Genomic DNA, 23,671 nt, shown 5'->3' with positions numbered 1-23,671 from the left:
TAGTACCACGGCGTGAACATTGATCTGAGTGGAAAGACGGTCCTCGTCACAGGGTCGACGCACGGCATCGGGTTGGCCATCGCGGAAGGGCTGGCGGGCAGCGGCGCCCGCGTCGCGGTCAACGGCCGCTCAGCCGAGCGGGTCGACGAGGCCGTCGCGAAGTTGACCGGTGACGTCGTCGGTGTCGCCGCCGACGTGTCGACCGAGGACGGCGCGGCGAAGTTGCAACGCGAGTTGCCCGACGTCGACATCCTGGTGAACAACCTCGGCATCTTCGGCGCCATACCGGCCCGCGAGATCACCGACGAGCAGTGGCGCACCTACTTCGAGGTGAATGTGCTTGCCGCCGTTCGGCTTATCCGCATGTACCTGCCGGGCATGACCGAACGCGGTTGGGGCAGGGCGATTCAGATCGCCAGCGATTCGGCGTTGGTGACACCCGAGGAGATGATTCACTACGGGGTGTCCAAGACGGCGCTGCTAGCCGTGTCGCGCGGCTTCGCTAAGGACGCGGCGGGTACCGGGGTGACCGTCAACTCGGTGATCGCGGGGCCGACGCACACCGCGGGCGTAGAGGAGTTCGTCTACCAATTGGTCGACAAGTCGCTGCCGTGGGACGAGGCGCAGCGCGAGTTCATGCGCAAGCACCGACCGCAGTCGCTGCTGCAACGGCTCATCGAACCCGCCGAAATCGCAAACATGGTCACGTATCTCGCCTCGCCGCTGGCATCAGCCACCACCGGAGGCGCGCTGCGCGTCGACGGCGGATACGTGGATTCGATCGTGCCCTAGTAGGCCATCATCGCGGCGCCGGGAATGGCCAGGCTGATGAGCATCAGTGTCAGCAGGAACCACCCCGCGCCTTGCCAGGCCGGCCACGCGCCTTCGGCTTTCCAGACGCGGTAGGTCTTGACGAATGCGCCGATCCCGCCACCGAACAGGATGGCGGGCACCAGCGAAGCCGCGATCACCGAATCCCGTGCGATGACGGCCCAGGCAGCGAAGACCAGGCCTGCCACCGCGACAATCGCACCGACGTACATCGCGGCCTCGCGGAACGTGCCGGGGTCGTCGAAGCGTTTCTCGACGTCGTGGGTCATGGCGATTGGGTTCCCTGCTGCGAGACGAGGAAACTACGGGCCGCCGTTCACGTACCACGACAGGCAGCCGGGATGGTTGCGGCAGGCGATGATCGCATTCGCGTCGGGGGCCGAACCACGGACCCGCGGCGCCTGTGGACCGGGAACCGTGCAGCTCGGCACGAACGGACCCCACGGCACGACGCCGTTGTAGCAAGGTTGCGCTGACGCCGGCGGAGCGCTGACAGTCGAGAACGCCGCGGGGCTGGCCAGCACCGCCATGGCCGCTGCTCCGCCGACGAAAAGCCGCATCGAGCGTCGCCGGAAGTTATTCATAACGTGTCTAACGATCTATCGAGACCATCTATTTCGATCGTAGACCCGATTCGACGCGACCATCAGTAGTCAATTGCTTCGATCAGCGGCGACGGCTCGTCCATCAGCGCCCAGAACCGGTCGCGGATGGCCACCGTGAGCGGACCGGGCGTGCCGTCGCCGATGGGTTCGCCGTCGAGGCTGTTGATCGGCGTGACGCCGCCGGCGGTGGTGACCGCCATCAGTTCGTCGGCGTCGTAGAGCTCATGGCTGGTGACGTCGCGCAGCGTGGCCTCGATGCCCATGGCGTCGGCGAGCTCGAACACCGTCTTGCGAGTGATCCCGGGCAGCGCGTTGCGTGACGGCGAGGCGAGCTTGCCGTCCTTGACGATGACCACATTGAAGCCCGGGCCCTCGGCCACACAGTTGTCGGCGTCCATCAGGATCGCGGTACGCGCGCCGCGGTCCTTAGCTTCGAAGCTGGCCGCGGTCAGGTCGCCCCACTGGTAGTTCTTGATGGTCGGGTCGACGGTGTTGCGGCCCGCGCGCCGCACATGCCGCGGGACGATCGCCGTCGTGCCGAAGATCTGCTCGTGCGGGGGGAACGCCCACAGGTAGGGGATCGCGTAGATGTACACCTGGTGGGTCAGCTTGGACAAGTCTTTCTCGCCCTTGCGTTTTCCGTATCCGCGGGTGACGGTCAGGTTGACGAACGACTCGCGCAGCTGCGACATGGCGACACAGCGTTTGGTGATCTCTGCCAGGTCGTCCTTGCTGTAGCCGGGGTCGAGCCGCAACTTGTGTGCGCCGTCGAGCAGCCGGTCGAGGTGGTCACCGAGCCGGAAGATGTTGCCGTGCCACACATGTGCCACCGTGTAGGTCAGATCGGAGTGCCCGAAGCCGGTGTCGAAGATCGAGATGCGGGCCTCGGATGCGGGGATGTATTCGCCTTCGATCCACGCGACGCCGCCCGCGTACGGACTCGAGGTGTCCAGTTCGTAGTCGCTGTATTGGATCACTGAACCGGGCGGGGTGTCCTCGCGGATGGCGCCGGGTTCGACGGCGACGAGGTTGCTGGTGCCCTGGTCTACGACAGTCATTGAGGTACAGGTCCTTTCGGGAGTTTCAGGAGAGGTGGGTCTTGGCGTAATCCGGGCCTGCGTCGCCGTTTCGCAGTCGGGTTCGCAGTCCGGTGACCGCCCACAGCGCGGCGAGGATCACTAGCCCGAGGAACACATAGCCGTTGCCCGCGAACTGCGGAAGGAAGATCAGCGCCGCGCATACCAGGCCGAAGGCGATCAGCGCCAGCACGGCGACCGGCACCCGGGCCCGGCCGAGATCGAACGTCCCGGGTTCCGGCGCGGGAATGGTGCCGCGGCGGTTGGCGATCAGCACGGCCACCGTCTGCAGGAAGTACATCGCGCACACCGCCAGCGACGAGAGCCCGATGATCAGGAAGAACGCCTTCTCGCTGACCAGGGCGGACAGCAGCAGGATGGTCGAGAGGCTGAACAGTCCGAGTACGGCGTAGGTGGGCGTCCGGTTGGACGGGGACACGTGCCGCCAGACGTGGGAGAACGGCAGCATGTTGTCGCGTGCCATCGAGTAGGTGAGCCGGGTGGCCACCAGGATGTTGGCCAGGATGCACGCCATGATGTTCGTCATTGCTACTGCCACAACGATTCTCGTCACCACCGGCCCTACTTGCTGCGTGATGATCTCCTCGATGGGCGCCGCCGTCGCGGCCGCGACCGCGTCCTGGTCCTTGATGGCCAACACGTAGACGACGTACATCGAGAACTCGATGACAATCGATGCGGTGAGCGCATAGAACATCGTCCGCGGTATGACCCGGCGGGCGTTGACGGTCTCCTCGGCGATGTCTGCGCTGGCCTCGACGCCGATCAGGCCGAAGAACGGGCCGAGCGATGCGGCCAGCCAGGCCAGGATGTAGGCGCTGTGCTCGTCGGACGTGCCGCCGGTGAACAGGACCGAGATCGGTTGGTGGTTTTCCGGGGAGGAGAAGGCGACGACCGCGACCAGAAGTGTCGCGCCGACGGTGATGACCAATTCGAGGCCGACGCCGATGTTGTTGACCATCGTCGCGAAGCGCACGCCGTACAGGTTCACCAGCATGCACACCGCCATCACGCCGATGGCGACGAGGATCTGGGCGGTCTGGCTCATATTCCAGCCGAACAGGCTGCCGAGGTAGCCGGACAGGATGAAGCCGACGCCGGTCATACCGCAGACCCAGCCTGCGAGTGCGAGCACGCCGGTGAACCAGGCGAGGATCGAGCCGTGGATGCGGCTGGTCCACTGATAGGCGTAACCGGCCAGCGGTATCTTCGCGGTCAGGTCGGCGGCGATGAAGGTCCAGATGAGGAACACCGCCGCGGCCAGCAGAAGCGTCCAGACGAACGGCCCGCCCGCGGTGAAGTAGCCTGCGCCGAACCCGGTGAACACCGCGGTGGTGGCGCTGATGGTGGCGAAGCCGAGGGCGAATGACGCCAGCCGGCCGACCGAGCGATCGAGCTTTTGCGAGTACCCGAATTGGGCCAGCCTGGCGTCCTCGTCGTCGCTCGGCGCCGTCGGCATCACGGGTGAGGCGGTGTCAGTCATGAAGTGAGGAAACCCGACCGGGGCGCACCGGCGGAAGTTGCAGTTTCTGATGTACTTATAAACCCGCGTTATCAGTAGTAGGTCGCCGGGCGTTCGATCGCCTGCCCTTCGCCGAAGCTCCACTCCTCGCGGACATGCTTGACCAGTTGCGCCGCCTCGTGGGACAGCCCGGCCGGATGCCAGGCCAGCGCGGTGTAGTTGCGCGGGCGGTCGACGATCGGCACGTAGGCGATGCCCTGTCGGTTGTACAGGCGCGCGCTGGCCTCGCTGGTGAAGCTGATGCCGAGACCGCGCGCGATCGTCGTCGTCTCCTCTTCGTAGGTGGCCGCGACGGCGGCGATGGTGGGCGGTTTGTCGTCGCGGGCGTCCATCGCCATCCAGTAGTCGCGCCACCGGCCCGCGCTGGCCGGCGCAACCACGATCGGGTCGTCGAGCAGTTCGGCAATGTGCAGTTCAGAGCGGCTCGCCAGCGGGTGATCACGCGGCAGGCACGCCACCCAGTTCTCCGCGTCGAGAATGAACATCCGGTGTTCGGGCAGGTCCACCGGAGGCCGGATGATCGCCACCTCCGTGCTGCCGTCGGCTAGCCCGGCCGTCGGATCGGAGAAGTCGAATTCCCTTGGCTCCAAGGTGATTTCCGGATACTTGGCCTCGAAGTGGCGGACCAGTCGGAACAGCAGGTCCGCGCCGGTGCCGATCAGATAGCCCAGCCGGATCCGGCGATAGTGCGCTGACAGCGCGATGAGGTCGTCGACAGCGGCGTCGACGCCGCGCAGCGCGTCGCGCACTTTCGGCAACCAGGCCTGGCCCAGTTCGGTCAGCGCGACCTCGCGGGTGCTGCGGGTGAAGAGCATGACGCCGAGCTGATGTTCGAGCTGTTTGATCGCCGTCGACAATGCGGGTTGGGTGATGAACAGCCGCTCCGCGGCGCGCCGGTAGTTCAGCTCCTCGCCCAGTACGGCGAAGTATCGCAGCTGGCGCAGCGTGACGTCACCGCTCGTGGGCCCGGTCCCTTCGCGAAATTGCAATGAGGGCTGTGATTCTCCGCCGTCCACGACCCTCAGTGCAATATCGACGACGCGGCGCGATTTCTTACGGGTCGCGGGGCAGTCCCAGCAGCCGCTCAGCGATGATGTTGAGCTGCACCTCCGACGTGCCGCCGTAAATCGTGGTGGCCCGGCTGGCCAGCAGCATCTGCGCCCACTGGCCCTGAAGTTGGTCGGGATCGCCGATCGCGCCGTCGGTGCCGAAGGAGGACACCGCGAACTCCGCATACCCCTGGCCGGTGCGCATCGACAGCAGCTTCGAGATCGCGGCGGCGGGCATCGGATCGCCGCCCGCCAACGTCAGCAGCGTCGAGCGCATGTTGAGCAGCTTGGCGGCATGGCCCTCGGCGATCAGTCTGCCGGCATGGTTCTGGTCGATCTGGTCGAAGTGCCCGTCGCGGATGAACTCGACGAAACCGTTGAGGTTGGCCAGGAACGGCGCCTCGCTGCTGCCGATGGACACCCGCTCTGCGGTCAGCGTGGTGCGACTGACCTCCCAGCCGCGGTTCACCTCGCCGAGCACCAGGTCGTCGGGGACGAACACGTCGTCGAGGAACACGGTGTTGAACATCGCGTTGCCGGTGAGCTCGCGAAGCGGCTTGACCTCGACGCCCTCGCTGGACATGTCGAGCAGGAAGTAGGTGATGCCGTTGTGTTTCGGTGCGCTCGGATCGGTCCTGGCCAGCAGCATGCCCCACTGCGACAGCTGTGCGGCGGTGGTCCAGATTTTCTGGCCGGTGATCCGCCAACCGCCGTCGACCTTGGTGGCCTTGGTGCTCAGGCTGGCCAGGTCCGAGCCGGATCCCGGCTCGGAAAACAGCTGGCACCAGATCATCTCGCCGCGCAGCGTCGGCGGCAGGAAGCGTTGCTTCTGTTCCTCGGTGCCGAACGCGACGACCGATGGAATCAACCACGCTGCGATACCCATGTTGGGGCGTCGCACCTTACCGGCGGTAAATTCCTGGGCGATGATGATCTGCTCGACGGGGCTGGCCGCGCGACCCCACGGCTTGGGTAGGTGGGGCACCACCCAACCGCCCTCGGCGATCGCGACGGTGCGGTCGTCACGCGGAATCGCTTTCAGCGCCGCGACTTCCGCGCGGATCTCGTCGCGCAGCTTCTCGGTGTCCGGGTCGAGGTCGATGTCGATCTTGCGAATGCCGGTGGTGGTCGCGACGTCGACCACCTGCTGCGGGTAGTCCGCGGCGCGTCCGAAGCATGCCGCCAGCATGATCGCGCGCCGGTAGTAGACGTTGGTGTCGTGCTCCCAGGTGAAGCCGATGCCGCCGTGCACCTGGATGCAGTCCTGGGTGCAGTGCAGCGCCGCGGCGGGCGCCAACGTCGCGGCCACCGCGGCGGCGAACTCGAAAGCGCTTTCCTGCGAACCGGTTTCGCGATACTCGTCGATGGCTCGGGCGGCGTCCCACACCGCGGCGGTGGCACGCTCGGTGTCGGCGATCATCTCCGCGCACTTGTGCTTGATGGCTTGGAACTGGCCGATCGGCCTGCCGAACTGCTCGCGGATCTTTGCGTATCCCGCCGCGGTGTCGGTCGCCCACCGCGCGACGCCGATGGACTCGGCCGACAGCAGCGTCGACATCAGCGCCCGAGCCAGGGTCCGGCTCAGGTTGCCGAGCACGCGGTCGTCGCCGACCTCGACGGCGTTGGCCCGCACATGCGCGATCGGCCGAAGCGGATCGATGCTGCCTACGGGTTCGATCTCCAACTGGTCGGCGTCGAGCACCAGCCACTCTTCACCGCTGTCGATGGCGACCGGCAGCACCAGCACCGACGCCTGGGCGGCGGCGGGCACCGCGCGCACCTCGCCGCGGATGACGAGGCCGTCCCCGTGCCGGGTGGCCGTCAGGCCGGAGTCGATCGCGTATGCGGCGATGACGTCGCCGGAGGCCAGGTCGTTGAGCAGTTTCGCGTCGGGGTCGTTGGCCGAGATCAGCGCGCTGGCGATCGCGGACGGCACGAACGGTCCTGGCACCGCGCCGTAGCCGAACTCGGCGAGCACGATGGCCAACTCGAGGATGCCGAAACCCTGTCCGCCAACAGATTCCGCCAGGTGAACGCCTTGGAGGCCCTGCTCGGCAGCGGCCTTCCAGAACGGTGGGGGATTGGGAATCGGATTCTCCAGCGCTTCGTGCAGCACTTCCGACGGCGCCACCCGCGCCACCAGGGACCGGACCGAATCGGCCAGGTCGTTGTGTTCCTCAGTGATTGCGATGGGCATGTATCCGCCTCCAGGCAGGGCCGAAGTCTTCCCGATTAACCGGTCGGTTGGGAGCCAGATTACTCGTTGACGACGTTGGTCAGACTCCGGCCGTCCCTGATCCGCCTGCAGTTGTCCAGAGCGTGTTCCAGGTAGCGCCGCATGGTGTCGGCGGTGTACCAGGTGACGTGTGGCGTGAGCACCACATTGTCGAGAGTGAGCAGCGGGTTGTCGGCGGGAACGGGTTCTTCCGAGTAGACGTCCAGACCCGCCGCGGCCAGGCTGCCGGTGCGCAGTGCGTCGACGAGCGCCGCTTCGTCGGCCACGCCGCCTCGTGAGGTGTTGACCAGGACGGCGCCGGGCTTCATCCGGGCCAGCGCGGTGCGGTCGAGGATGCGCGCGGTCGCCTCGGTGAGCGGCAGATGCAGAGAGACGATGTCGCTGGCGGACAGCAGATCGGGCAGCGGGCGCCAGTCGGGGTGGCCGTCGTCGCGGGTGCTGGTGTGCAGGACCTGGGCGCCCATCGCCGACACGATGCGCTCGACGGCCTTAGCGATGTTGCCGTATCCGATCAGGCCCACCGTGCACCCGCCGATATCGCGCACGGTGTCGCCGAGGATTGGGTCCGTCGGCCAACCCTTGCCGTCGCGGGTCGCGCGATCCAGCGCGGGTAGCCGGCGCAGTGCGGCGAGCATCAGCAGCACGGTGCCCTCGGCGACCGACGGCGCGTTGGCGCCGGGCATGTTCGCCACCGCGACGCCAAGTCGGGTTGCGGTGTCGACGTCGATGGTGTTCACTCCGGCGCCCAACTTGTGTACGAGTTTGAGTTTGGTCGCTTTCTCGAGGTCGTCACCGGAGATCGGCCGCAGCACATGCCAGATGACTTCGGCGTCGGGCAGCTCGCGGTGGAACGTGGCGTCGTCGTCCTCGGCGCAATACCGGACGTCAAGCCAATCCGACTCTGGGGCAAGGAATTCGACGTCCCTGCGGCCGGGAAGGAAGTGGGCGAGGACTCTCAGCGATGAGCGCTTGCGCGAAGAGCCAACAGCTAACGCCACCGCTTGGTGATCCACTTGGCGATCGTATCGGCCTTCTCGCTGCGCGCTCCAGGCGTGGTGAAGTAATGGTCGGTGTCGATGGCGCACTGCGACTTGTCCGAACTGGCCAAAGCGTCATAGATGCGTTGCGCATCACTGGGAAAGACACCGGTGTCCTGCTCGGCGTTGATCACCAACGCGGGACAGTCGATGCGGGCCAGGTGCGGTTCGGCGCGTGTCTGGGCGTGCCGAAGGCTCCACATGCCCAGCCAGTTGCGCAGAGTGCAGGCGGCGGCGATGCCGTGGGCCGACCGGTTGGCCTTGACCGGCGGTCCGGCGTAACACATGTTGGCGGGCCGTTTGGTCGGCTCGATCGTGGGATCGACCATCCGCGGGTCCGCCCACGTCCGGTGCACCGTGAAGGGGCGGTCCGAGAAACCCGCCGCATGCACCCGCTTGAGTTCGGTCTCCGCCCAGTCGGTGATCGCATGGTTGCGGGCGATCTGCGCCGACCGGTAGTGCTCGATGAACTCCTTGGAGTACGGCGGCCCGTTGTGTTCGTTGAACAGGTCGAGATCGGGATCCGCTGCCAACGGGTCGTTTTCGTCGATGACCGACGCGTCCATCCAGGCGGTCAGCACATCGGGGCGCCCGGGATGCGCAGCGCTTGCCACGTAGCCGTCAGCGGGCGGGAGATCGGCGAGGCCGGCCGCGGGCCGCATGCCCGGCAGCGGCGTCACATGCGGGTCGACCGCTTGGGCCTGATAGGCGGCCATCAGCGAACCACCGCCGGAATTGCCCAGCAGCACAATGCTTTCCACACCTTGTACCGCGCGCAGCCATCGGACCCCGACACCGATGTCGACGAGGGCGTGGTCGAGCAGGAAACTGCTCTCATATCCGCGATAGCGGGTGTTCCAGCCGAGGAAACCGATGCCGCGGGTGGCCATGTAGTCGGCGAGATAGTGCTCGGAGAAGTCGATCTGATAGTGCGCGGCTATCATCGCGACCTTCGGCTTGCGTCCGACGCCGCGGTGGTAGAGCCCCTGGCACGGATGGCCGCCGGAACCGGCGCGCCGCGCTGTCGGTGAGTCCAAACCGACGAATTCGCGTGTGACGCCCGGAGTTCCGGATGACGTCGCGGTTTTCGTCATGGCAGGCCGGCCTCCTTGGGGTAGATCGTCCGGTAGAAGATGTTGGCCAGCATGGTGATGCACGCGTCGTCGTCGACAGCACGCGCGTCGCCGGACAGTTGCGTATAGCAGAACTGATTGAGCATGGACACCATCGCGACCGCAACCAGATGCGGATCGTCGTCGGCTGCGCAGAAGCCCTGCCGCTGAGCTTGTTTCACCATGTCGGTGATCAACGCTATGGGCAGGGAGCAGATGTCCGCCCAGTATTCGGCGAAATCGTCACTGATCATGGCCAGTTGCGAGACGCTGATGATCTCGGCGAGCCTGTTGCGATAGGTGTGCCAATGCGCGGCGGCCGCCTGATACGCGCGTTCCCAGTTGGTCAGGCCGGGTTCCGCGGCCGCCCGGGACCGCTCCCGCGCCTCGTCGCGAAACCGCACGGCCCACTCGCGGACCATTGCTTCCTTGGAGTCGTAGTAGTTGTAGAACGACGCCGTTGACTTGCCCGCTTCTGCGGCGATGTCCGAAATCGTCGTCGCCAGAATGCCCTTGCGCGTGATCACGCGCCGCGCGGCCGCATCGATTGCAGCCTGCGTCTGCCTGCCGCGCACCGTCGGCAACTGCTCGCGGGGGCTGACGGTCACGGGACTCCTCGGCCGTTGATCCAAAGTGAATCTGATGTTAGATTCAGATTTCGAGCTTGGCTAGAGGAGTTGCGAACGTGATCAAGCCATCCAATCCCAATTCCGAATTCGAACTCGGCGGCATCAACCACGTGGCCCTGGTCTGCTCCGACATGGCGCGCACGGTCGACTTCTACAGCAATGTGCTCGGCATGCCGCTGATCAAATCGCTGGATCTGCCGGGCGGCATGGGTCAGCACTTCTTCTTCGATGCGGGCAACGGCGACTGTGTCGCGTTCTTCTGGTTTGCCGATGCGCCGGACAGGGTGCCTGGCGTTTCGTCACCGGAGGCGATACCCGGGATCGGCGACATCGTCAGCGCCGTCAGCACCATGAACCACCTCGCGTTCCATGTGCCCGCCGAGAAGTTCGACGAGTATCGGCAGCGACTCAAGGACAAGGGCGTGCGCGTCGGCCCGGTGCTCAACCACGACGAGAGCGAAGCCCAGGTGTCGCCGACGGTGCATCCCGGTGTGTACGTGCGGTCGTTCTACTTTCTCGATCCGGACGGTATTACACTCGAGTTTGCTTGCTGGACAAAAGAATTCACTGAAACCGACGCGCAGACCACGCCGAAGACCGCGGCCGATCGCAGGCCGAGGGTGCCCGCAGGGCGCTAATCGGTATAGAGGTCGGGAACGGCGAGCGCGTCGATCATCGAGGCCAGTTGGTCGACCAGTTCGTCGTTGTCCAGCGATACATCGCCTGCCAGCCATGAGGTGATCATCTGCGCGACGCCGCCGACCACGAAGTGGGCCCCGGCCTTGACGCGGTCGGTGTGCCCGCCGCCGACGGTGCTGGCATGTTGAAACGTCAGTAACGCCATCAACGCGAAGGATTCTGTGCGCTTGCGCACCACGACCGGGTTCGACAGCTGCGAACTGAACAGCAGCCGGCCCACCCGCGGGTCGGCGGCGATGTTCCGGACGATGTTGGCCATGGCCGCCCGGCTCTGCTCGGGCACCGGCGCCGCCGCGACCGCGGCCTGTGTCGTCGTGGCGATGTCGGCGATCACCCAGTCGTACACCGCGGCGATCAGGTCGTCCTTGTCGGAGAAGCTCTCGTAAAAGTAGCGCAACGCAACGCCGGCCTGGCGGCAGATGCCCCGCACGGTCAGTTCGGACAAGTCGGAGTCGGATCCGAGGATGTCCAGACCCGCTTCCAGGAACCGGCGCCGTCGCTCGGCGACCCGGTCGGCCGCCTCGATGCCCCGGTAGGGGCGCACTTGAGCCATCGGATCCATCTTGACACCGCCGTCGAGACGCCGGCAAGATAATCTGGAAACAGACGTTCTCACATTCTCTCTAGGCGGGTCAATGACGATCAGCGACCGGTGGCACAGGTCGAGCGGCCGGTCAGCGACGCCGCCCTCGTGAATCCGACGAAGCCGCGGCGCCGCGGCGCGAACTTCGACGACGGGTTGATGGGCGTTGCGCTGCTGGCAGGCCCGGCGAACGTGATCATGCAGTTGGCCCGGCCCGGGGTCGGCTACGGGGTGATGGAAAGCCGTGTCGAAAGCGGCCGGGTGGACCTGCATCCGATCAAGCGCGCGCGCACCACGTTCACCTACCTCGCTGTCGCCACTCAGGGTTCGCCCGAGCAAAAGGCGGCGTTCCGGCGTGCGGTCAATCGCGCTCACGCTCAGGTCTATTCGACCGACGAGAGTCCCGTCACCTACAACGCGTTCGACCGCGACCTCCAGCTGTGGGTGGGGGCCTGCCTGTACAAGGGCGCGGTGGATGTGTACCGGTTGTTCGTCGGCGAGATGGACCAGGAGACTGCCGAGCGGCATTATGCCGAGGGGTTGCCGCTCGGAACCACATTGCAGGTTCCTGAGGACATGTGGCCGAAGGACCGTGCCGCGTTCGATCGGTACTGGGAGGAGTCGCTGGGAAAGGTCCATATCGACGACGCCGTGCGCGACTATCTGTGGCCGATCGCCGCGGGCCGCATCCGTGGCGTCAAGTTGCCTGTCCCGGTGCAGCGCAGGCTCGACGACTTCAACTTGATGATCACGACGGGCTTTCTGCCGCAACGGTTCCGCGACGAGATGAGGCTGGAGTGGAACGCGGCGAGGCAGCGCCGCTTCGACCGCACCATCCGTGTGCTTCGCTTCCTCAACAACCTGATGCCGCGTTTCGTCCGGCAGTTCCCGTTCAACGTGCTGCTGAAGGACCTGGACTGGCGGATTCGGACCGGCCGCCCGCTGGTTTAGGGCGCCTGGTCGGATTTGCCACCGAACCAGCCTGAGAGAACCGTCCAGCATCGGAGCGTATAAACGCGTACGTGCGTACCGATAACGACACCTGGGACATCACGACGAGCGTCGGCAACACTGCTTTGTTCGTCGCCGCGGCACGGGCTTTGGAGGCGCAGAAGGCCAACCCTGCAGCGGTCGACCCGTACGCCGAGGTGTTTTGCCGCGCCGTGGGCGGCGAGTGGGCGGAGCTACTCGACGGCGGCGCCCCCGAGCATCCGCTGCGGACCGAGTTCGGGGACTACTTCATCAACTTCCAGGGCGTGCGCACCAGGTACTTCGACACCTACTTCACCGCGGCCGCGGAAGCGGGAGTGCGCCAAATCGTGTTGCTGGCCGCCGGGTTGGACTCGCGCGGTTACCGGCTGCCGTGGCCCGACGGCACCGTGGTGTTCGAACTCGATCAGCCGCAGGTGCTCGAGTTCAAACGGCAGGCGCTGTCCGCCCACGGCGACACACCCACCGCCGACCGCAGGGAGATCGCTGTCGACCTGCGCAGCGACTGGCCGAAGGTGTTGCGCGACAGCGGATTCGACCCTTCGAAGCCGTCAGCGTGGATCGCCGAGGGGCTGCTGATCTACCTGCCCGCCAGCGCGCAGCACCAGTTGTTCACCGGTATCGAATCGCTCGCCGCTTCGGGCAGCCACCTCGCTGTCGAGGAGTCGGAGCCGCTGGACGCCAACATCTTCGCGGCCAGACGCGACGAGGAGGTCACCGGCGCCACCGACCGCACCTTCTACACCCTCGTCTACAACGAGCAGCACGCACCCGCACACGAGTGGTTCGGCAGCCGTGGCTGGCAGGCGGTGGCCACCCCGTTGGCGTATCAGCTGCGCGCGTTCGGCAGGCCGGTGCCCGCGCCCGACTCCGAAGCCGGCGCGATGATCGGCAACATCAGCCTGGTCAGCGCCGTCAAGCACTGACCAGCGGCCGCAGCGCCTCGCCGACCTTGGTGATCAGTCCCGGCTGGTGGCGATGCGTCGGCAGGTTGATGATCACGCCGTCGATGCCGACATCGAGCACCCGACGCTTGATCTCGTCGGCGATCTGCTCGGGCGACCCAGAGACGGCGCGGTCGCCGCGGGCCTCGTCGATGGCCCGGTGCGATTCGAACCCGTCGACCACCGCGGTCAGCAGGCAACTTGTCTCCAGCGTCGACGGATCGCGACCGGCTTCGGCGCACCGATCATGCAACGCGCGAAGCTTGCCGGGAAGCTCCGGCATGCCCGCGATGATGTTGAGGTGGTCGGCGTACTGCGCGGCCATCCGGAAGGTCTTCTTCTCGCCACTGCCACCGAGCATCACCGGAATGTGGTCTCGCAACCGCGGCTCGTTGACCGCGTTCTCGGTGTGATACCACTTGCCCGAAAAGCTCGGCCGCTCACCGTGAGTCATCGGGATGATGATCTGCAGCGCCTCCTCGAGCTTCTCGAACCGTTCCGTGAACGTGCCGAACTCGAAGCCCAACTGCTGGTGCTCCAGTTCGAACCAGCCCGCGCCGATGCCCAAGATCGCCCGCCCGCCGCTGACCACGTCGAGCGTGGTGATCTCCTTGGCCAGCAGAGTGGGGTTCCGGTACGTGTTGCCGGTGACCAACGTCGAAAGCTGCACCGTCTCGGTCGCGGACGCCAACGCACCCAACGTCGTGTAGGCCTCCAACATCGGCTCGTCGTGTTCGCCCAGCGTCGGCAGTTGATAGAAGTGGTCCATCACGAGCACGGTGTCGAAACCGGCGTCTTCCGCCTCCTTGGCCTGCGCCTTGACGGCCGGGAAAAGCTCGGCGACGGGCGCGCCGTAGGTGAAGTTCGGAATCTGCAGTCCAAGTCGAATAGTCACGCTTTGTGTTGACGGAGGCGGGGCCGCGTTTATTCCGTTGGCAGTGGGACGTACGTCTCGACACTTAGCTTATGCAATGCTAACTTCACCCGAGTTAGCTAAGGCATGGCTAAGTAAGGGGACGTCGTGGAGAGTGACACTCTGTCGGCCCCTCATGCCTCGACCAGGGCCGACCGTGACGTCGTGGGCCGATTCGCGACCTGCTGCCGCGCCCTCGGTCTGTCGGTCCACGACCGGCGGCGTCCCGCCGATCTGACCGCCGCCCGATCGGGGTTCGCCGCGTTGACGCGGGTCGCGCACGAACAGTGCGATGCGTGGACCGGCCTGGCCGCGGCGGGCGAGATGAACGCCTGCGTCGTCGAATCGATCTGGCGGACGGTGGGCACGGCGGGACTGCTGCAGCGCGAAATCGGCCTCGCGCCCCGCACACTCGGGTTCACCTACGACACCGGTCTCTACCTACAGTTGCGTGCCACCGATCGTGACGACTTCCAATTGGCCTACGCGGCAACGCTTTCCGCGGCAGGTAAGTTTGCCGACGCCGATCGGCAAATCGGCGACGTGCTCGACCGGCGACCGGACTGGCGCAACGCGCTGTGGCTGCGGGTGGCCCTCTGCTACCGCACCGAACGGTGGTCCGATGTGGTGCGGTTGCTCACCGGCGTCGTCAACGACGGTTCACTCGACGAGTTCTTCCGACACGCCGCCCGGGTGACGCTCGGCATCGCGTTGGCCCGCCTCGGTATGTTCGCGCCCGCGCTGTCGCACCTGGAAGAACCCGACGGTCCGATTGTGGTTGCGGCCGTCGACGGTGCGCTGGCGAAGGCGCTTTCGCTGCGCGCTCAGGGGGAGGACGACGACGCCGACGAACTGCTGCAGGATCTCTATGCGGCCCACCCTGAGAACGCGAACATCGAAGATGCGCTGTCGGATTCGTCGTTCGGGTTGGCCACCACCACGGCCGCGCGGATCGAGGCGCGCACCGACCCGTGGAATCCGGATTCCGAGCCCACCGAAGCGGAGTTCGTCGATCCCGGCGCCAAGGAACGGAAGGCGCATCTGCTCATCGAGGCGGAGGCCGAACTCGCCGAGTTCATCGGGCTCGATGAAGTGAAGTACCAGGTGGCCCGGCTGAAAAGCTCGGTGGCCATGGCGATCCGGCGCCAGGAGCGCGGGCTGACGGTCGCTCAGCGTACCAACCATCTGGTGTTCGCAGGCCCGCCCGGCACCGGTAAGACGACGATCGCCCGGGTCGTCGCCAAGATCTACTGCGGCCTCGGCCTGTTGAAAAAGGAGACCGTGCGGGAGGTGCACCGCGCCGACCTGATCGGTCAGCACATCGGCGAGACAGAAGCCAAGACGAACGCGATCATCGACAGCGCGCTCGACGGTGTGCTGTTTCTCGACGAGGCCTACGCCCTGGTCTCCACCGGCGCCAAGAACGACTTCGGCCTTGTCGCCATCGACACCCTGCTGGCCAGAATGGAGAACGACCGTGACCGACTCGTGGTCATCGTCGCCGGTTACCGCAAGGACCTCGACCACTTCCTCGACACGAATGAGGGGCTGCGGTCGCGCTTCACCCGAAGCATCGACTTCCCGTCGTACTCCGCGGACGAACTCGTCGAGATCGCAACCCGGATGGCAGAAAAGCGAGACAGCGTGTTCGAACCGGCGGCACTCGCCGATATGGAGAAACTCTTCGGCCACCTCGCCAACGCCACCACGCCCGACGCGGCAGGGGTGGCGCGGCGCAGTCTCGACATCGCAGGCAACGGCCGATTCGTCCGCAACCTCGTCGAACGGTCCGAGGAAGAGCGGGAATACCGCCTCGACCACTCGGAGACAGCAGAGTTCACCGATGACGAGTTGATGACCATCACCGCGGACGACGTGAACTCGTCTGCCGCGTCGCTGCTTCGCGGCCTCGGCCTACCGGTGCCGAATTGACCGGGCAGGATCGGCGGGAGTTCTCCTCACGGACACCGGTGAACGACAACCCCGACAGCGTGGTGTACCGCCGCGGCTTCGTCACCCGGCACCAGGTGTCGGGTTGGCGGTTTGTCATGCGCCGCATCGCATCCGGCGTCGCGCTGCACGACACCAGAATGCTGGTCGACCCGCTGCGCACGCAGACCCGCGCTGTCCTGGTCGGCGCGCTGATCCTGATCACCGGCCTCGCCGGCTGCTTCGTCTTCTCGCTGATCCGGCCGTCGGGTGTGGCGGGTAACGACACGGTGCTGGCGGACCGGTCGACCGCGGCGCTCTACGTGAAGGTCGGCGAGCGCCTGCATCCGGTGCTGAATCTGGCCTCCGCGCGGTTGATCGCCGGGCGGCCGGACAACCCGACCAGCGTGAAGTCCAGCGAACTCGACAAGTTCGCCAGGGGCAACCTGCTCGGCGTCCCGGGTGCCCCAGAGCGGTTGGTGCAGAGCATATCTCGCGACGCACAGTGGATTCTCTGCGACGACTCCGTTGCGCCAGGGGTCACGGTGATCGCCGGTCGCCCCGGGACGGGCGGCGGACGGGCGACCGAACTGCCGTCCGCGCATACCGTTCTCGTGCAGCACGACGGCCGCAGTTGGCTGCTGTGGAACGGCAGGCGCAGTGCGGTCGATCTCGCCGACCGTGCCGTCACCGATGCGCTTGGCTTCGGTACGGACATCCCGGTGCCGCGTCCCATCGCCACCGGACTGTTCAACGCGATCTCTGAGGGCGCCGCTCTCACTGCGCCCGCAATTCCGCGTGCCGGTGAACCGCCGCAGTTCCCACTGCCGTCCGCGGCGCCGGTGGGTGCCGTCGTCGCCGCCTACGAGGCCGACAACACCATCAGGTACTACGTAGTGCTCAGTGACGGCCTGCAACCCATCTCCGAGGTGCTCGCGGCGATCCTGCGCAACACCAACTCGTTTGGTCTCGAAAAGCCCCCGCGCCTCGATGCCGACGAGGTGGCGCGGCTACCGATGGCGCGCGGCATTGACACCGACGCATACCCGGCGGACCGCGTGACCGTCGTTGACGCCACGGACAACCCGGTGACGTGCCTGCAATGGGCGAAACCCCGAGGTGCGACGACGAGTTCGGTGATGCTGCTGTCGGGCTCCACCGTTCCGCTGCCTGACGGACTGCACACCGTCGCACTCGTCGGCTCCCCGAACCGGGTGGCCTTGTGGCCGGGCGCCGGCTATCTGGTCGACAGCGCCGGCTCGCTGTTCTGGGTCAGCGACACCGGTGTCCGCTACGGCATCGACGACGCGAAGGCCGCTGCCGCGCTCGGCCTCGGCGCCGAGCCGCTGCCGATTCCCTGGTCGATGCTGTCTCAATTCGCGGCGGGCCCGACCTTGTCGCGCGCCGACGCATTGTTGGCACACGACGCCCTGCCATCTGACCGGAGCGAAAAGCCGTGAGCCGTCTGATCTTCGAAGCGCACCGCAGGTTGCCTGCGCCTGCGACCCGGGCGGGGGCCATCACCATCGAGCCGCCGCCGGAGTTGCCGCGACAGGTGCCGCCGTCTCTGCTGCGACGCGTGTTGCCGTATCTGATCGTGATCCTGATCGTCGGCATGATCGTGGCGCTGGTGGCCACGGGTATGCGGCTGATCTCCCCGCAGACGCTGTTCTTCCCGTTCGTCCTGCTGCTGGCCGCCACCGCGCTGTACCGCGGTTCGGACAACAAGATGCGGACCGAAGAGGTCGACGCCGAGCGCGCCGACTACCTGCGGTATCTTTCGGTGGTTCGCGACAACGTGCGCGCACACGCCGCCGCGCAGCGGGCCCGCCTCGAGTGGTCGCATCCCGAGCCGTTGGCGCTCACCGCGATTCCCGGCACCCGGCGGCAATGGGAGCGCGATCCGCACGACGACGACTTCCTCGTGTTGCGCGCAGGCTTGCACGACGTTGCGCTCGACACCGCACTGCGGGTCAAAGACAGCGCCGACGAGATCGACCTCGAACCGGTATCGCACAGCACGCTGCGGGGACTGCTCGATACGCAGCGCACCCTGCACAACGCGCCCGCAGGCATCGACGTCAACAAGCTGTCGCAGATCACCGTCCTTGGTGACGTCGACGACGTGCGTGGCGCGCTGCGCGCCTGGCTGGCGCAGGCCGTCACATGGCATGACCCCACCGTGCTTGGGATCGCCTTCGCGGGAACAGATTTGGAGAGCTCCGACTGGTCCTGGCTGAAGTGGTTGCCGCACGTCGACGTGTCCGGCGAAGTCGACGGCGTCGGGCCCGCGCGCCACCTGAGCACCGAGATGTCGGGTCTGCGAACGCCTGCCGAAACGGCCAAGCACTGGCTGGTCATCCTCGACAATCCCGACGCCGATCCCGGGCCGCTCCTCGCTGCGGGCGTCACTGTCATTCATCGGTCCACGACACCGCCGCACCGAGAGCAGTACGCAGACCCTGAGCGGCCCGTCTTACAGATCGTCGACGGCGCAATCCGACGCTGGCACAGCGGCGGCTGGCAGCCTTTCATCGACACCGCAGATCACCTCCGCGCCGACGATGCGCGCCACATCGCCAGGCGGTTGGCGCGCTGGGACACCCACCCGAACCAGTCGCGGGTGGCAAACACCGGCAGCGCCACCTTCACCACGCTGCTCGAGATTCCAGACGCCTCGGCACTCGACGTCGCCAGCCTGTGGGCGCCGCGCAACCGCGACGAGGAGCTTCGGGTCCCGATCGGCGTCACCACCACCGGCGAACCGCTGTACTTCGACCTCAAGGACGAAGCGGAAGGCGGCATGGGCCCGCACGGTCTGATGATCGGCATGACCGGGTCCGGTAAATCGCAGACGTTGATGTCGATCCTGCTGTCCCTGCTGACGACGCATCCGGCCGACCGGCTGATCGTCATCTACGCCGACTTCAAGGGCGAGGCGGGTGCCGACATCTTCCGGCACTTCCCGCAAGTGGTCGCGGTCATCTCCAACATGGCCGAAAAGCGCTCGCTGGCCGACCGGTTCGCCGACACGCTGCGCGGCGAGGTGGCTCGCCGCGAACAGTTGCTGAAGGAAGCGGGCAGGCGGGTACAGGGCAGCGCGTTCAACTCGGTGACCGAGTACGAGAACGCTCGCAATTCGGCCGCCAGCGCGGCCGCTGATCTGCCGGCGCTGCCGACGCTGTTCGTGGTCGCCGACGAGTTCACTTTGATGCTGGCCGACCACCCCGAATACGCCGACCTCTTCGATTACGTTGCCCGCAAGGGTCGTTCGTTCCGGATCCACATCCTGTTCGCCTCGCAGACATTGGACGTTGGCCGGATCAAGGACATCGACAAGAACACCTCCTACCGCATCGGTTTGAAGGTGGCCAGTCCCAGCATCTCGCGCCAGATCATCGGCGTCGAAGACGCCTACCACATCGAGTCGGGCCGCGAGCACAAAGGCGTCGGCTTCCTGGTGCCCGCCCCCGGCGCGATGCCGATCAAGTTCCGCAGCACCTATGTCGACGGCATCTACGAGCCCCCACGCGCCGACAAATCGATTGTGGTGCACGCACTTCCACAGCCTCAGGTGTTCACCGCCGGGCGCGTCGAGCCGGAACCCGACACGGTGATCGTCGACGAAACCGACATCGAGGTGCTGCCCCCACGCAAGCTGATCGCGACCATCGGCGACCAGTTGGCGCACTACGGCCCCAAGGCGCCACGGCTGTGGCTGGAGCCGCTGGACGAGCCGATCAGCCTCGACGACGTAGTGCAGCGGTCGTCGGTACCCGCCCGGCAGTGGCGGTGGCCGCTCGGTGAGATCGACAAGCCATTCGAGATGCGGCGCGACCCGCTGGTGTTCGACGCCACTTCTGCGGGCGGAAACCTGGTCATCCACGGCGGCCCGAAATCCGGGAAATCGACTGCCCTGCAGACGTTCATCCTGTCCGCGGCCGCGTTGCACTCGCCACGCGACGTCACCTTCTACTGCCTCGACTACGGCGGCGGCCAGTTGCGCGAGCTGCAGGACCTGGCCCACGTCGGCAGCGTCGCATCGCCGTTGGAACCTGAACGGATCCGGCGCACGTTCGGTGAGCTGCAACAGCTGCTCCGGGCACGGCAGCTGCGGGGCGCCTCGGACCGCGATGACGGTTACGGCGAGGTGTTCCTCGTGATCGACAATCTCTATGCGTTCGGCCGCGACAACACCGACGCATTCAACACCCGCAACCCGCTACTGGCCAAGGTGACCGAGCTGGTCAATACGGGCATGGCGTACGGCATTCACGTGGTCATCACCACCCCGAACTGGATCGAAGTGCCGCTGGCCATGCGGGACGGCCTCGGGCTGCGACTGGAGTTGCGGCTCAACGACTCTGCCGACAGCAACGTCCGGCTGCCCGGCGCGTTGCGCAGGCCCGCCGAGACGGTGCCGACTGACCAGCCCGGCCGCGGGCTCACCATGGCCGCCGAACACTTCCTGCTCGCGCGTCCTGCGCTCGAGTCCATCGCTGCCATCAACGCCAAGTACCCGGACGTCACAGCGCCGGAAGTCAGGCTGCTGCCTGCCAACCTGCCCCCGGCTGCAGTCGCGCCGCTGTACCCGGCCACCGATCGGGTGGTGATCGGCCAGCGCGAAGAGGACCTGGCGCCAGTCGTCGTCGAGTTCGCCGACAATCCCCTGCTGATGGTGTTCGGCGACGCGAAGTCCGGCAAGACCACACTGCTGCGTCACCTGATCCGGACCATTCGGGAACACTCCCGGCCCGATCAGGTCGCGTTCACGGTGATCGACCGGCGACTGCAACTGGTCGACGAACCGCTGTTCGCCGACAACGAATACACACCGAACGTCGACAGAATCCTGCCGGCCATGCTCGGCCTGTCGGCGCTGCTCGAAAAGCGTCATCCGCCAGCCGGATTGGACACCCACCAGCTGCGGGACTGGACCTACGAGGGCCACACGCACTACCTGATCGTCGATGACGTCGACCAGATCCCGGACAGCCCCGCCGTCGCCGGACCCCACGTCGGGCAGCGGCCATGGACGGCGCTGATCGGCTTGCTGGCGCAAGCCTCCGACCTCGGCCTGCGGGTCATCGTCACCGCACGTGCGGCGGGGTCGGCACACGCGGTGATGACCGCGCCGCTGCTGCGCAGGCTCAACGATCTGCAGGCCACCACGATCATGTTGTCGGGCAATCCGCACGACGGCGGCAAGATCCGCGGCCACCGATTCAGTCGACTGCCCGCAGGCCGCGGCATGCTGCTCACCGACGCGGACCACCCGACGTTTGTTCAACTCGTCAATCCGCTTGTTGCCGAACATGCTTCGCATGGAAAGGAGTACCGCTGATGACGTTACGTGTCGTCCCAGAAGGCCTGACCGCGGCGAGCGCTGCCGTCGAGGCGCTGGCCGCCAGAATGGTCGCCGCCCACGCCGCCGCCGCGCCGTTGGTCACCGCCGTCCTGCCGCCCGCCGCCGACCCGGTATCGCTGTCCACCACCGCCGCGTTCAACGCGCACGGTTCGCAGCAGCAGGCAATGGCGACGCAGGGCGTCGAAGAACTCGCCCGCTCCGGTGTCGGCGTGCAAGAGTCAGGTGTCAGCTACGCCACCGGTGACGCCCTCGCCGCAGGGTCATATCTGATCGCGCGCGGTTGAGCATGACCGCCCCCGTCTGGATGGCGCTGCCACCCGAAGTGCATTCGGCGCAGCTGTCGAGCGGCCCCGGACCTGGGTCGTTACTGGCCGCCGCAGGGGCGTGGCAGTCGCTGAGCACCGAATATGCCTCGGCGGCAGCCGAACTCACCGGTGTGCTCAGCACCGTCTCCGCCGGGTCCTGGGAGGGACCCAGCGCCGAACAATACGCCGCCGCACATACGCCCTATCTCGGCTGGCTGGCAGAAGCCAGCGCGAACAGTGCCGCCGCGGCGGCGCAGCACGAAACTGCTGCCGCGGCGTACACCACCGCGCTCGCGGTCATGCCGACGCTGGCGGAACTCGCACTCAACCACACCACTCACGCGGTCCTGCTGGCGACGAACTTCTTCGGTATCAACACCATTCCGATCGCCCTCAACGAAGCGGACTACGTCAGGATGTGGATCCAGGCGGCCACCGCGATGGCCACCTATCAGGCCGTCGCGGGCGCAGCAGTGGCCGCCACGCCCGAGACGTCGCCTGTGCCGTTCGTGCTGACACCTGCCGTCGGCGAGGCGGGCCGCGCCGCAGCGGACGTCAGCCAGTCTGCGGCCCAACTCCGAGCCGCCGACGCGGGTGCGGGCCAGAACATCGCAGACCTGATCGCCCAACTGTTGAAGTGGTACTCCGACTACACGTTTCGGCTGTTCGAGCCGATCATCAACTTCCTGCAGGACCCGATCGGGAACTCCTTCCAGCTGATCACCGACTTCCTGACCAATCCGTCGGAGGCGCTGGTCACCTGGGGACCGTTCCTGTTCGCCGTTGCCTACCAGGTGTTCTCCTGGGTCGGCGCCTCGCTGACGTATCCCCAGCTGTTGATCCAGCCGCTGTTGGCCGTCACGCTCGGCGTCATCGGCGGGTTGGCGCCGCAGCTCCTCGACCAGACCGCGCCGCCGGCAGACACGCCCGCCGACGCTCCCGCGCCCGCCGCACCGGCGCCCGCCCGCGCGGACCAACCGGGTGTCTGGCCGGTGGCCGGTGTCGCCCCGACGGTGGCCGCCCCAGTGGCAGGGTCCGCGGCGCCCGCCGCCGGTGCCCCCGCGGCGCCGAGCGCGCCCGCCGCCCCCGCCGCCGCGCCGTCGGTGCCCTATCTCGTTGTCGGCGCCGACCCAGGCGAGGACTTCACGCCGACCTTGCGCGAGGGCACCGGGGCGAAAGCGCCCGCGGCCGACATCCCGGCCATCGCGGCGGCGTCGAGTGCCGCATCGGCGCGCGAACGGCGTCGCGCCCGCAAGAAGCGGGGCGCCATCGCCCGCGACTACGGCGACGAGTTCATGGACATGGATACAGGACTCGACCCGACCCCGCCGGTCGAGGAACCGCGTGTGACGGCATCCGCCCGCGGCGCCGGCCCGATGGGCTTCACCGGAGCCGTGCCCACAGGAACCGCGGAGGCCGCCGGATTGACCACGCTGCAGGGTGATTCGTTCGGCGGTGGACCCGTCAACCCGATGCTGCCGTCCACGTGGGACGACCACGACAACCCCGAAAGAAAGGAAGATCAATGAGCATGCTGGACGCTCACATTCCGCAACTGGTCGCCTCAGAGGCGGCGTTCGGCGCCAAGGCCGCGCTGATGCGCAGCACCATCGCGCAAGCCGAACAGGCTGCTTCGTCAGCGCAGGCCTTCCACATGGGCGAATCCGCCGCCGCGTTCCAGGCCGCACACGCCCGCTTCGTCGAGGTCTCCGCGAAGATCAACACGCTGCTGGACATCGCGCAGGCCAACGTCGGCGACGCCGCGGGCAGCTACACGGCAGAGGACGCCGCCGCCGCCAGCACCTACACCGCCATCTGAGCG

The 23,671-nt window shown here is 66.7% G+C and carries 21 protein-coding genes; 10 read left to right on the top strand and 11 right to left on the bottom strand.

Going from position 1 to position 23,671, the window contains the following annotated elements:
• Positions 1–12: 12 nt before the first annotated feature.
• Complete coding sequence (locus A5724_RS25955) at positions 13–792, top strand: SDR family NAD(P)-dependent oxidoreductase (protein ID WP_067809077.1); 780 nt, start codon at positions 13–15, stop codon at positions 790–792.
• Here A5724_RS25955 and A5724_RS25950 read toward each other — a convergent pair.
• From A5724_RS25950 to A5724_RS25910, 9 genes are all read right to left on the bottom strand, one after another.
• Positions 789–1,100, bottom strand: a complete 312-nt coding sequence (locus A5724_RS25950; protein WP_067809075.1) for a hypothetical protein — start codon at positions 1,098–1,100, stop codon at positions 789–791. The two genes, A5724_RS25955 and A5724_RS25950, sit on opposite strands and share 4 nt — an antisense overlap.
• Before the next feature lie 33 nt (positions 1,101–1,133).
• Positions 1,134–1,391, bottom strand: coding sequence for a hypothetical protein (locus tag A5724_RS25945; protein ID WP_232004984.1), 258 nt, complete (start codon positions 1,389–1,391; stop codon positions 1,134–1,136).
• Between the two features lie 86 nt (positions 1,392–1,477).
• The gene (locus A5724_RS25940; RefSeq protein WP_067809071.1) at positions 1,478–2,494 is read right to left on the bottom strand and encodes an aminotransferase class IV; all 1,017 of its coding nucleotides are present in this window, start codon (positions 2,492–2,494) and stop codon (positions 1,478–1,480) included.
• 25 nt (positions 2,495–2,519) lie between these two features.
• A complete protein-coding gene (locus A5724_RS25935; RefSeq protein WP_067809070.1) occupies positions 2,520–4,016 on the bottom strand; it encodes an APC family permease in 1,497 nt (498 codons plus the stop codon).
• Positions 4,017–4,087: 71 nt separating this feature from the next.
• Positions 4,088–5,044, bottom strand: coding sequence for a LysR family transcriptional regulator (locus A5724_RS25930; protein ID WP_232004983.1), 957 nt, complete (start codon positions 5,042–5,044; stop codon positions 4,088–4,090).
• A gap of 64 nt (positions 5,045–5,108) precedes the next feature.
• Positions 5,109–7,301, bottom strand: coding sequence for an acyl-CoA dehydrogenase (locus tag A5724_RS25925; RefSeq protein ID WP_067809067.1), 2,193 nt, complete (start codon positions 7,299–7,301; stop codon positions 5,109–5,111).
• A gap of 59 nt (positions 7,302–7,360) precedes the next feature.
• Positions 7,361–8,299, bottom strand: a complete 939-nt coding sequence (locus A5724_RS25920; protein ID WP_067809516.1) for a 2-hydroxyacid dehydrogenase — start codon at positions 8,297–8,299, stop codon at positions 7,361–7,363.
• 29 nt (positions 8,300–8,328) lie between these two features.
• Positions 8,329–9,471 carry an alpha/beta hydrolase gene (locus tag A5724_RS25915; protein WP_067809064.1) on the bottom strand — a complete coding sequence of 381 codons (1,143 nt, stop codon included), beginning with the start codon at positions 9,469–9,471 and terminating at the stop codon, positions 8,329–8,331.
• Complete coding sequence (locus tag A5724_RS25910) at positions 9,468–10,097, bottom strand: TetR/AcrR family transcriptional regulator (protein WP_067809062.1); 630 nt, start codon at positions 10,095–10,097, stop codon at positions 9,468–9,470. The genes A5724_RS25915 and A5724_RS25910 overlap by 4 nt, the downstream gene beginning before the upstream one ends.
• A 77-nt stretch (positions 10,098–10,174) precedes the next feature.
• On the opposite strand from A5724_RS25910, the gene A5724_RS25905 reads away from it, so the two are divergent.
• Positions 10,175–10,756 (top strand): VOC family protein, encoded by a 582-nt coding sequence (locus A5724_RS25905; protein ID WP_067809060.1) that lies wholly within the window; start codon positions 10,175–10,177, stop codon positions 10,754–10,756.
• Here A5724_RS25905 and A5724_RS25900 read toward each other — a convergent pair.
• Positions 10,753–11,379: a TetR/AcrR family transcriptional regulator gene (locus A5724_RS25900; RefSeq protein ID WP_369830668.1), complete on the bottom strand. Its 627-nt coding sequence runs from the start codon at positions 11,377–11,379 to the stop codon at positions 10,753–10,755. The genes A5724_RS25905 and A5724_RS25900 overlap by 4 nt on opposite strands.
• 90 nt (positions 11,380–11,469) lie before the next feature.
• Here A5724_RS25900 and A5724_RS25895 point away from each other — a divergent pair, with 90 nt between their 5' ends.
• Positions 11,470–12,351 (top strand): oxygenase MpaB family protein, encoded by an 882-nt coding sequence (locus A5724_RS25895; protein WP_369830667.1) that lies wholly within the window; start codon positions 11,470–11,472, stop codon positions 12,349–12,351.
• Between the two features lie 71 nt (positions 12,352–12,422).
• Complete coding sequence (locus tag A5724_RS25890; RefSeq protein WP_067809055.1) at positions 12,423–13,316, top strand: class I SAM-dependent methyltransferase; 894 nt, start codon at positions 12,423–12,425, stop codon at positions 13,314–13,316.
• Here the strand turns inward: A5724_RS25890 and A5724_RS25885 are convergent.
• A complete protein-coding gene (locus tag A5724_RS25885) occupies positions 13,306–14,229 on the bottom strand; it encodes an LLM class F420-dependent oxidoreductase (protein WP_067809053.1) in 924 nt (307 codons plus the stop codon). The genes A5724_RS25890 and A5724_RS25885 overlap by 11 nt on opposite strands.
• A 126-nt stretch (positions 14,230–14,355) precedes the next feature.
• Here A5724_RS25885 and eccA point away from each other — a divergent pair, with 126 nt between their 5' ends.
• The 6 genes from eccA to A5724_RS25855 are packed head-to-tail and all read left to right on the top strand — an operon-like array spanning position 14,356 to position 23,668.
• The gene (gene eccA / locus A5724_RS25880; protein WP_067809051.1) at positions 14,356–16,179 is read left to right on the top strand and encodes a type VII secretion AAA-ATPase EccA; all 1,824 of its coding nucleotides are present in this window, start codon (positions 14,356–14,358) and stop codon (positions 16,177–16,179) included.
• A complete protein-coding gene (eccB, locus tag A5724_RS25875; protein ID WP_067809049.1) occupies positions 16,176–17,636 on the top strand; it encodes a type VII secretion protein EccB in 1,461 nt (486 codons plus the stop codon). The genes eccA and eccB overlap by 4 nt, the downstream gene beginning before the upstream one ends.
• Positions 17,633–21,520, top strand: a complete 3,888-nt coding sequence (gene eccCa / locus A5724_RS25870) for a type VII secretion protein EccCa (RefSeq protein WP_067809047.1) — start codon at positions 17,633–17,635, stop codon at positions 21,518–21,520. Before eccB ends, eccCa begins: the two co-directional genes overlap by 4 nt.
• Positions 21,520–21,828 (top strand): PE family protein, encoded by a 309-nt coding sequence (locus A5724_RS25865; RefSeq protein WP_067809045.1) that lies wholly within the window; start codon positions 21,520–21,522, stop codon positions 21,826–21,828. The genes eccCa and A5724_RS25865 overlap by 1 nt, the downstream gene beginning before the upstream one ends.
• 2 nt (positions 21,829–21,830) lie before the next feature.
• Positions 21,831–23,378: a PPE family protein gene (locus A5724_RS25860; protein ID WP_067809040.1), complete on the top strand. Its 1,548-nt coding sequence runs from the start codon at positions 21,831–21,833 to the stop codon at positions 23,376–23,378.
• Positions 23,375–23,668, top strand: a complete 294-nt coding sequence (locus A5724_RS25855) for a type VII secretion protein EsxS (protein WP_067809038.1) — start codon at positions 23,375–23,377, stop codon at positions 23,666–23,668. Before A5724_RS25860 ends, A5724_RS25855 begins: the two co-directional genes overlap by 4 nt.
• The last annotated feature ends 3 nt before the right edge of the window (positions 23,669–23,671 follow it).

The organism is Mycobacterium sp. ACS1612 (genome assembly GCF_001667505.1).
Classification (GTDB): domain Bacteria; phylum Actinomycetota; class Actinomycetes; order Mycobacteriales; family Mycobacteriaceae; genus Mycobacterium.
This window is presented reverse-complemented; position numbering and strand designations above follow the sequence as displayed.

Coding starts and splice junctions, on each gene's coding strand:
- A5724_RS25950 (WP_067809075.1), bottom strand. CDS start 1,100: ATGACCCACGACGTCGAGAAACGCTTCGACGACCCCGGCACGTTCCGC.
- A5724_RS25945 (WP_232004984.1), bottom strand. CDS start 1,391: ATGCGGCTTTTCGTCGGCGGAGCAGCGGCCATGGCGGTGCTGGCCAGC.
- A5724_RS25940 (WP_067809071.1), bottom strand. CDS start 2,494: ATGACTGTCGTAGACCAGGGCACCAGCAACCTCGTCGCCGTCGAACCC.
- A5724_RS25935 (WP_067809070.1), bottom strand. CDS start 4,016: ATGACTGACACCGCCTCACCCGTGATGCCGACGGCGCCGAGCGACGAC.
- A5724_RS25925 (WP_067809067.1), bottom strand. CDS start 7,301: ATGCCCATCGCAATCACTGAGGAACACAACGACCTGGCCGATTCGGTC.
- A5724_RS25915 (WP_067809064.1), bottom strand. CDS start 9,471: ATGACGAAAACCGCGACGTCATCCGGAACTCCGGGCGTCACACGCGAA.
- A5724_RS25900 (WP_369830668.1), bottom strand. CDS start 11,379: ATGGATCCGATGGCTCAAGTGCGCCCCTACCGGGGCATCGAGGCGGCC.
- A5724_RS25865 (WP_067809045.1), top strand. CDS start 21,520: ATGACGTTACGTGTCGTCCCAGAAGGCCTGACCGCGGCGAGCGCTGCC.
- A5724_RS25860 (WP_067809040.1), top strand. CDS start 21,831: ATGACCGCCCCCGTCTGGATGGCGCTGCCACCCGAAGTGCATTCGGCG.
- A5724_RS25855 (WP_067809038.1), top strand. CDS start 23,375: ATGAGCATGCTGGACGCTCACATTCCGCAACTGGTCGCCTCAGAGGCG.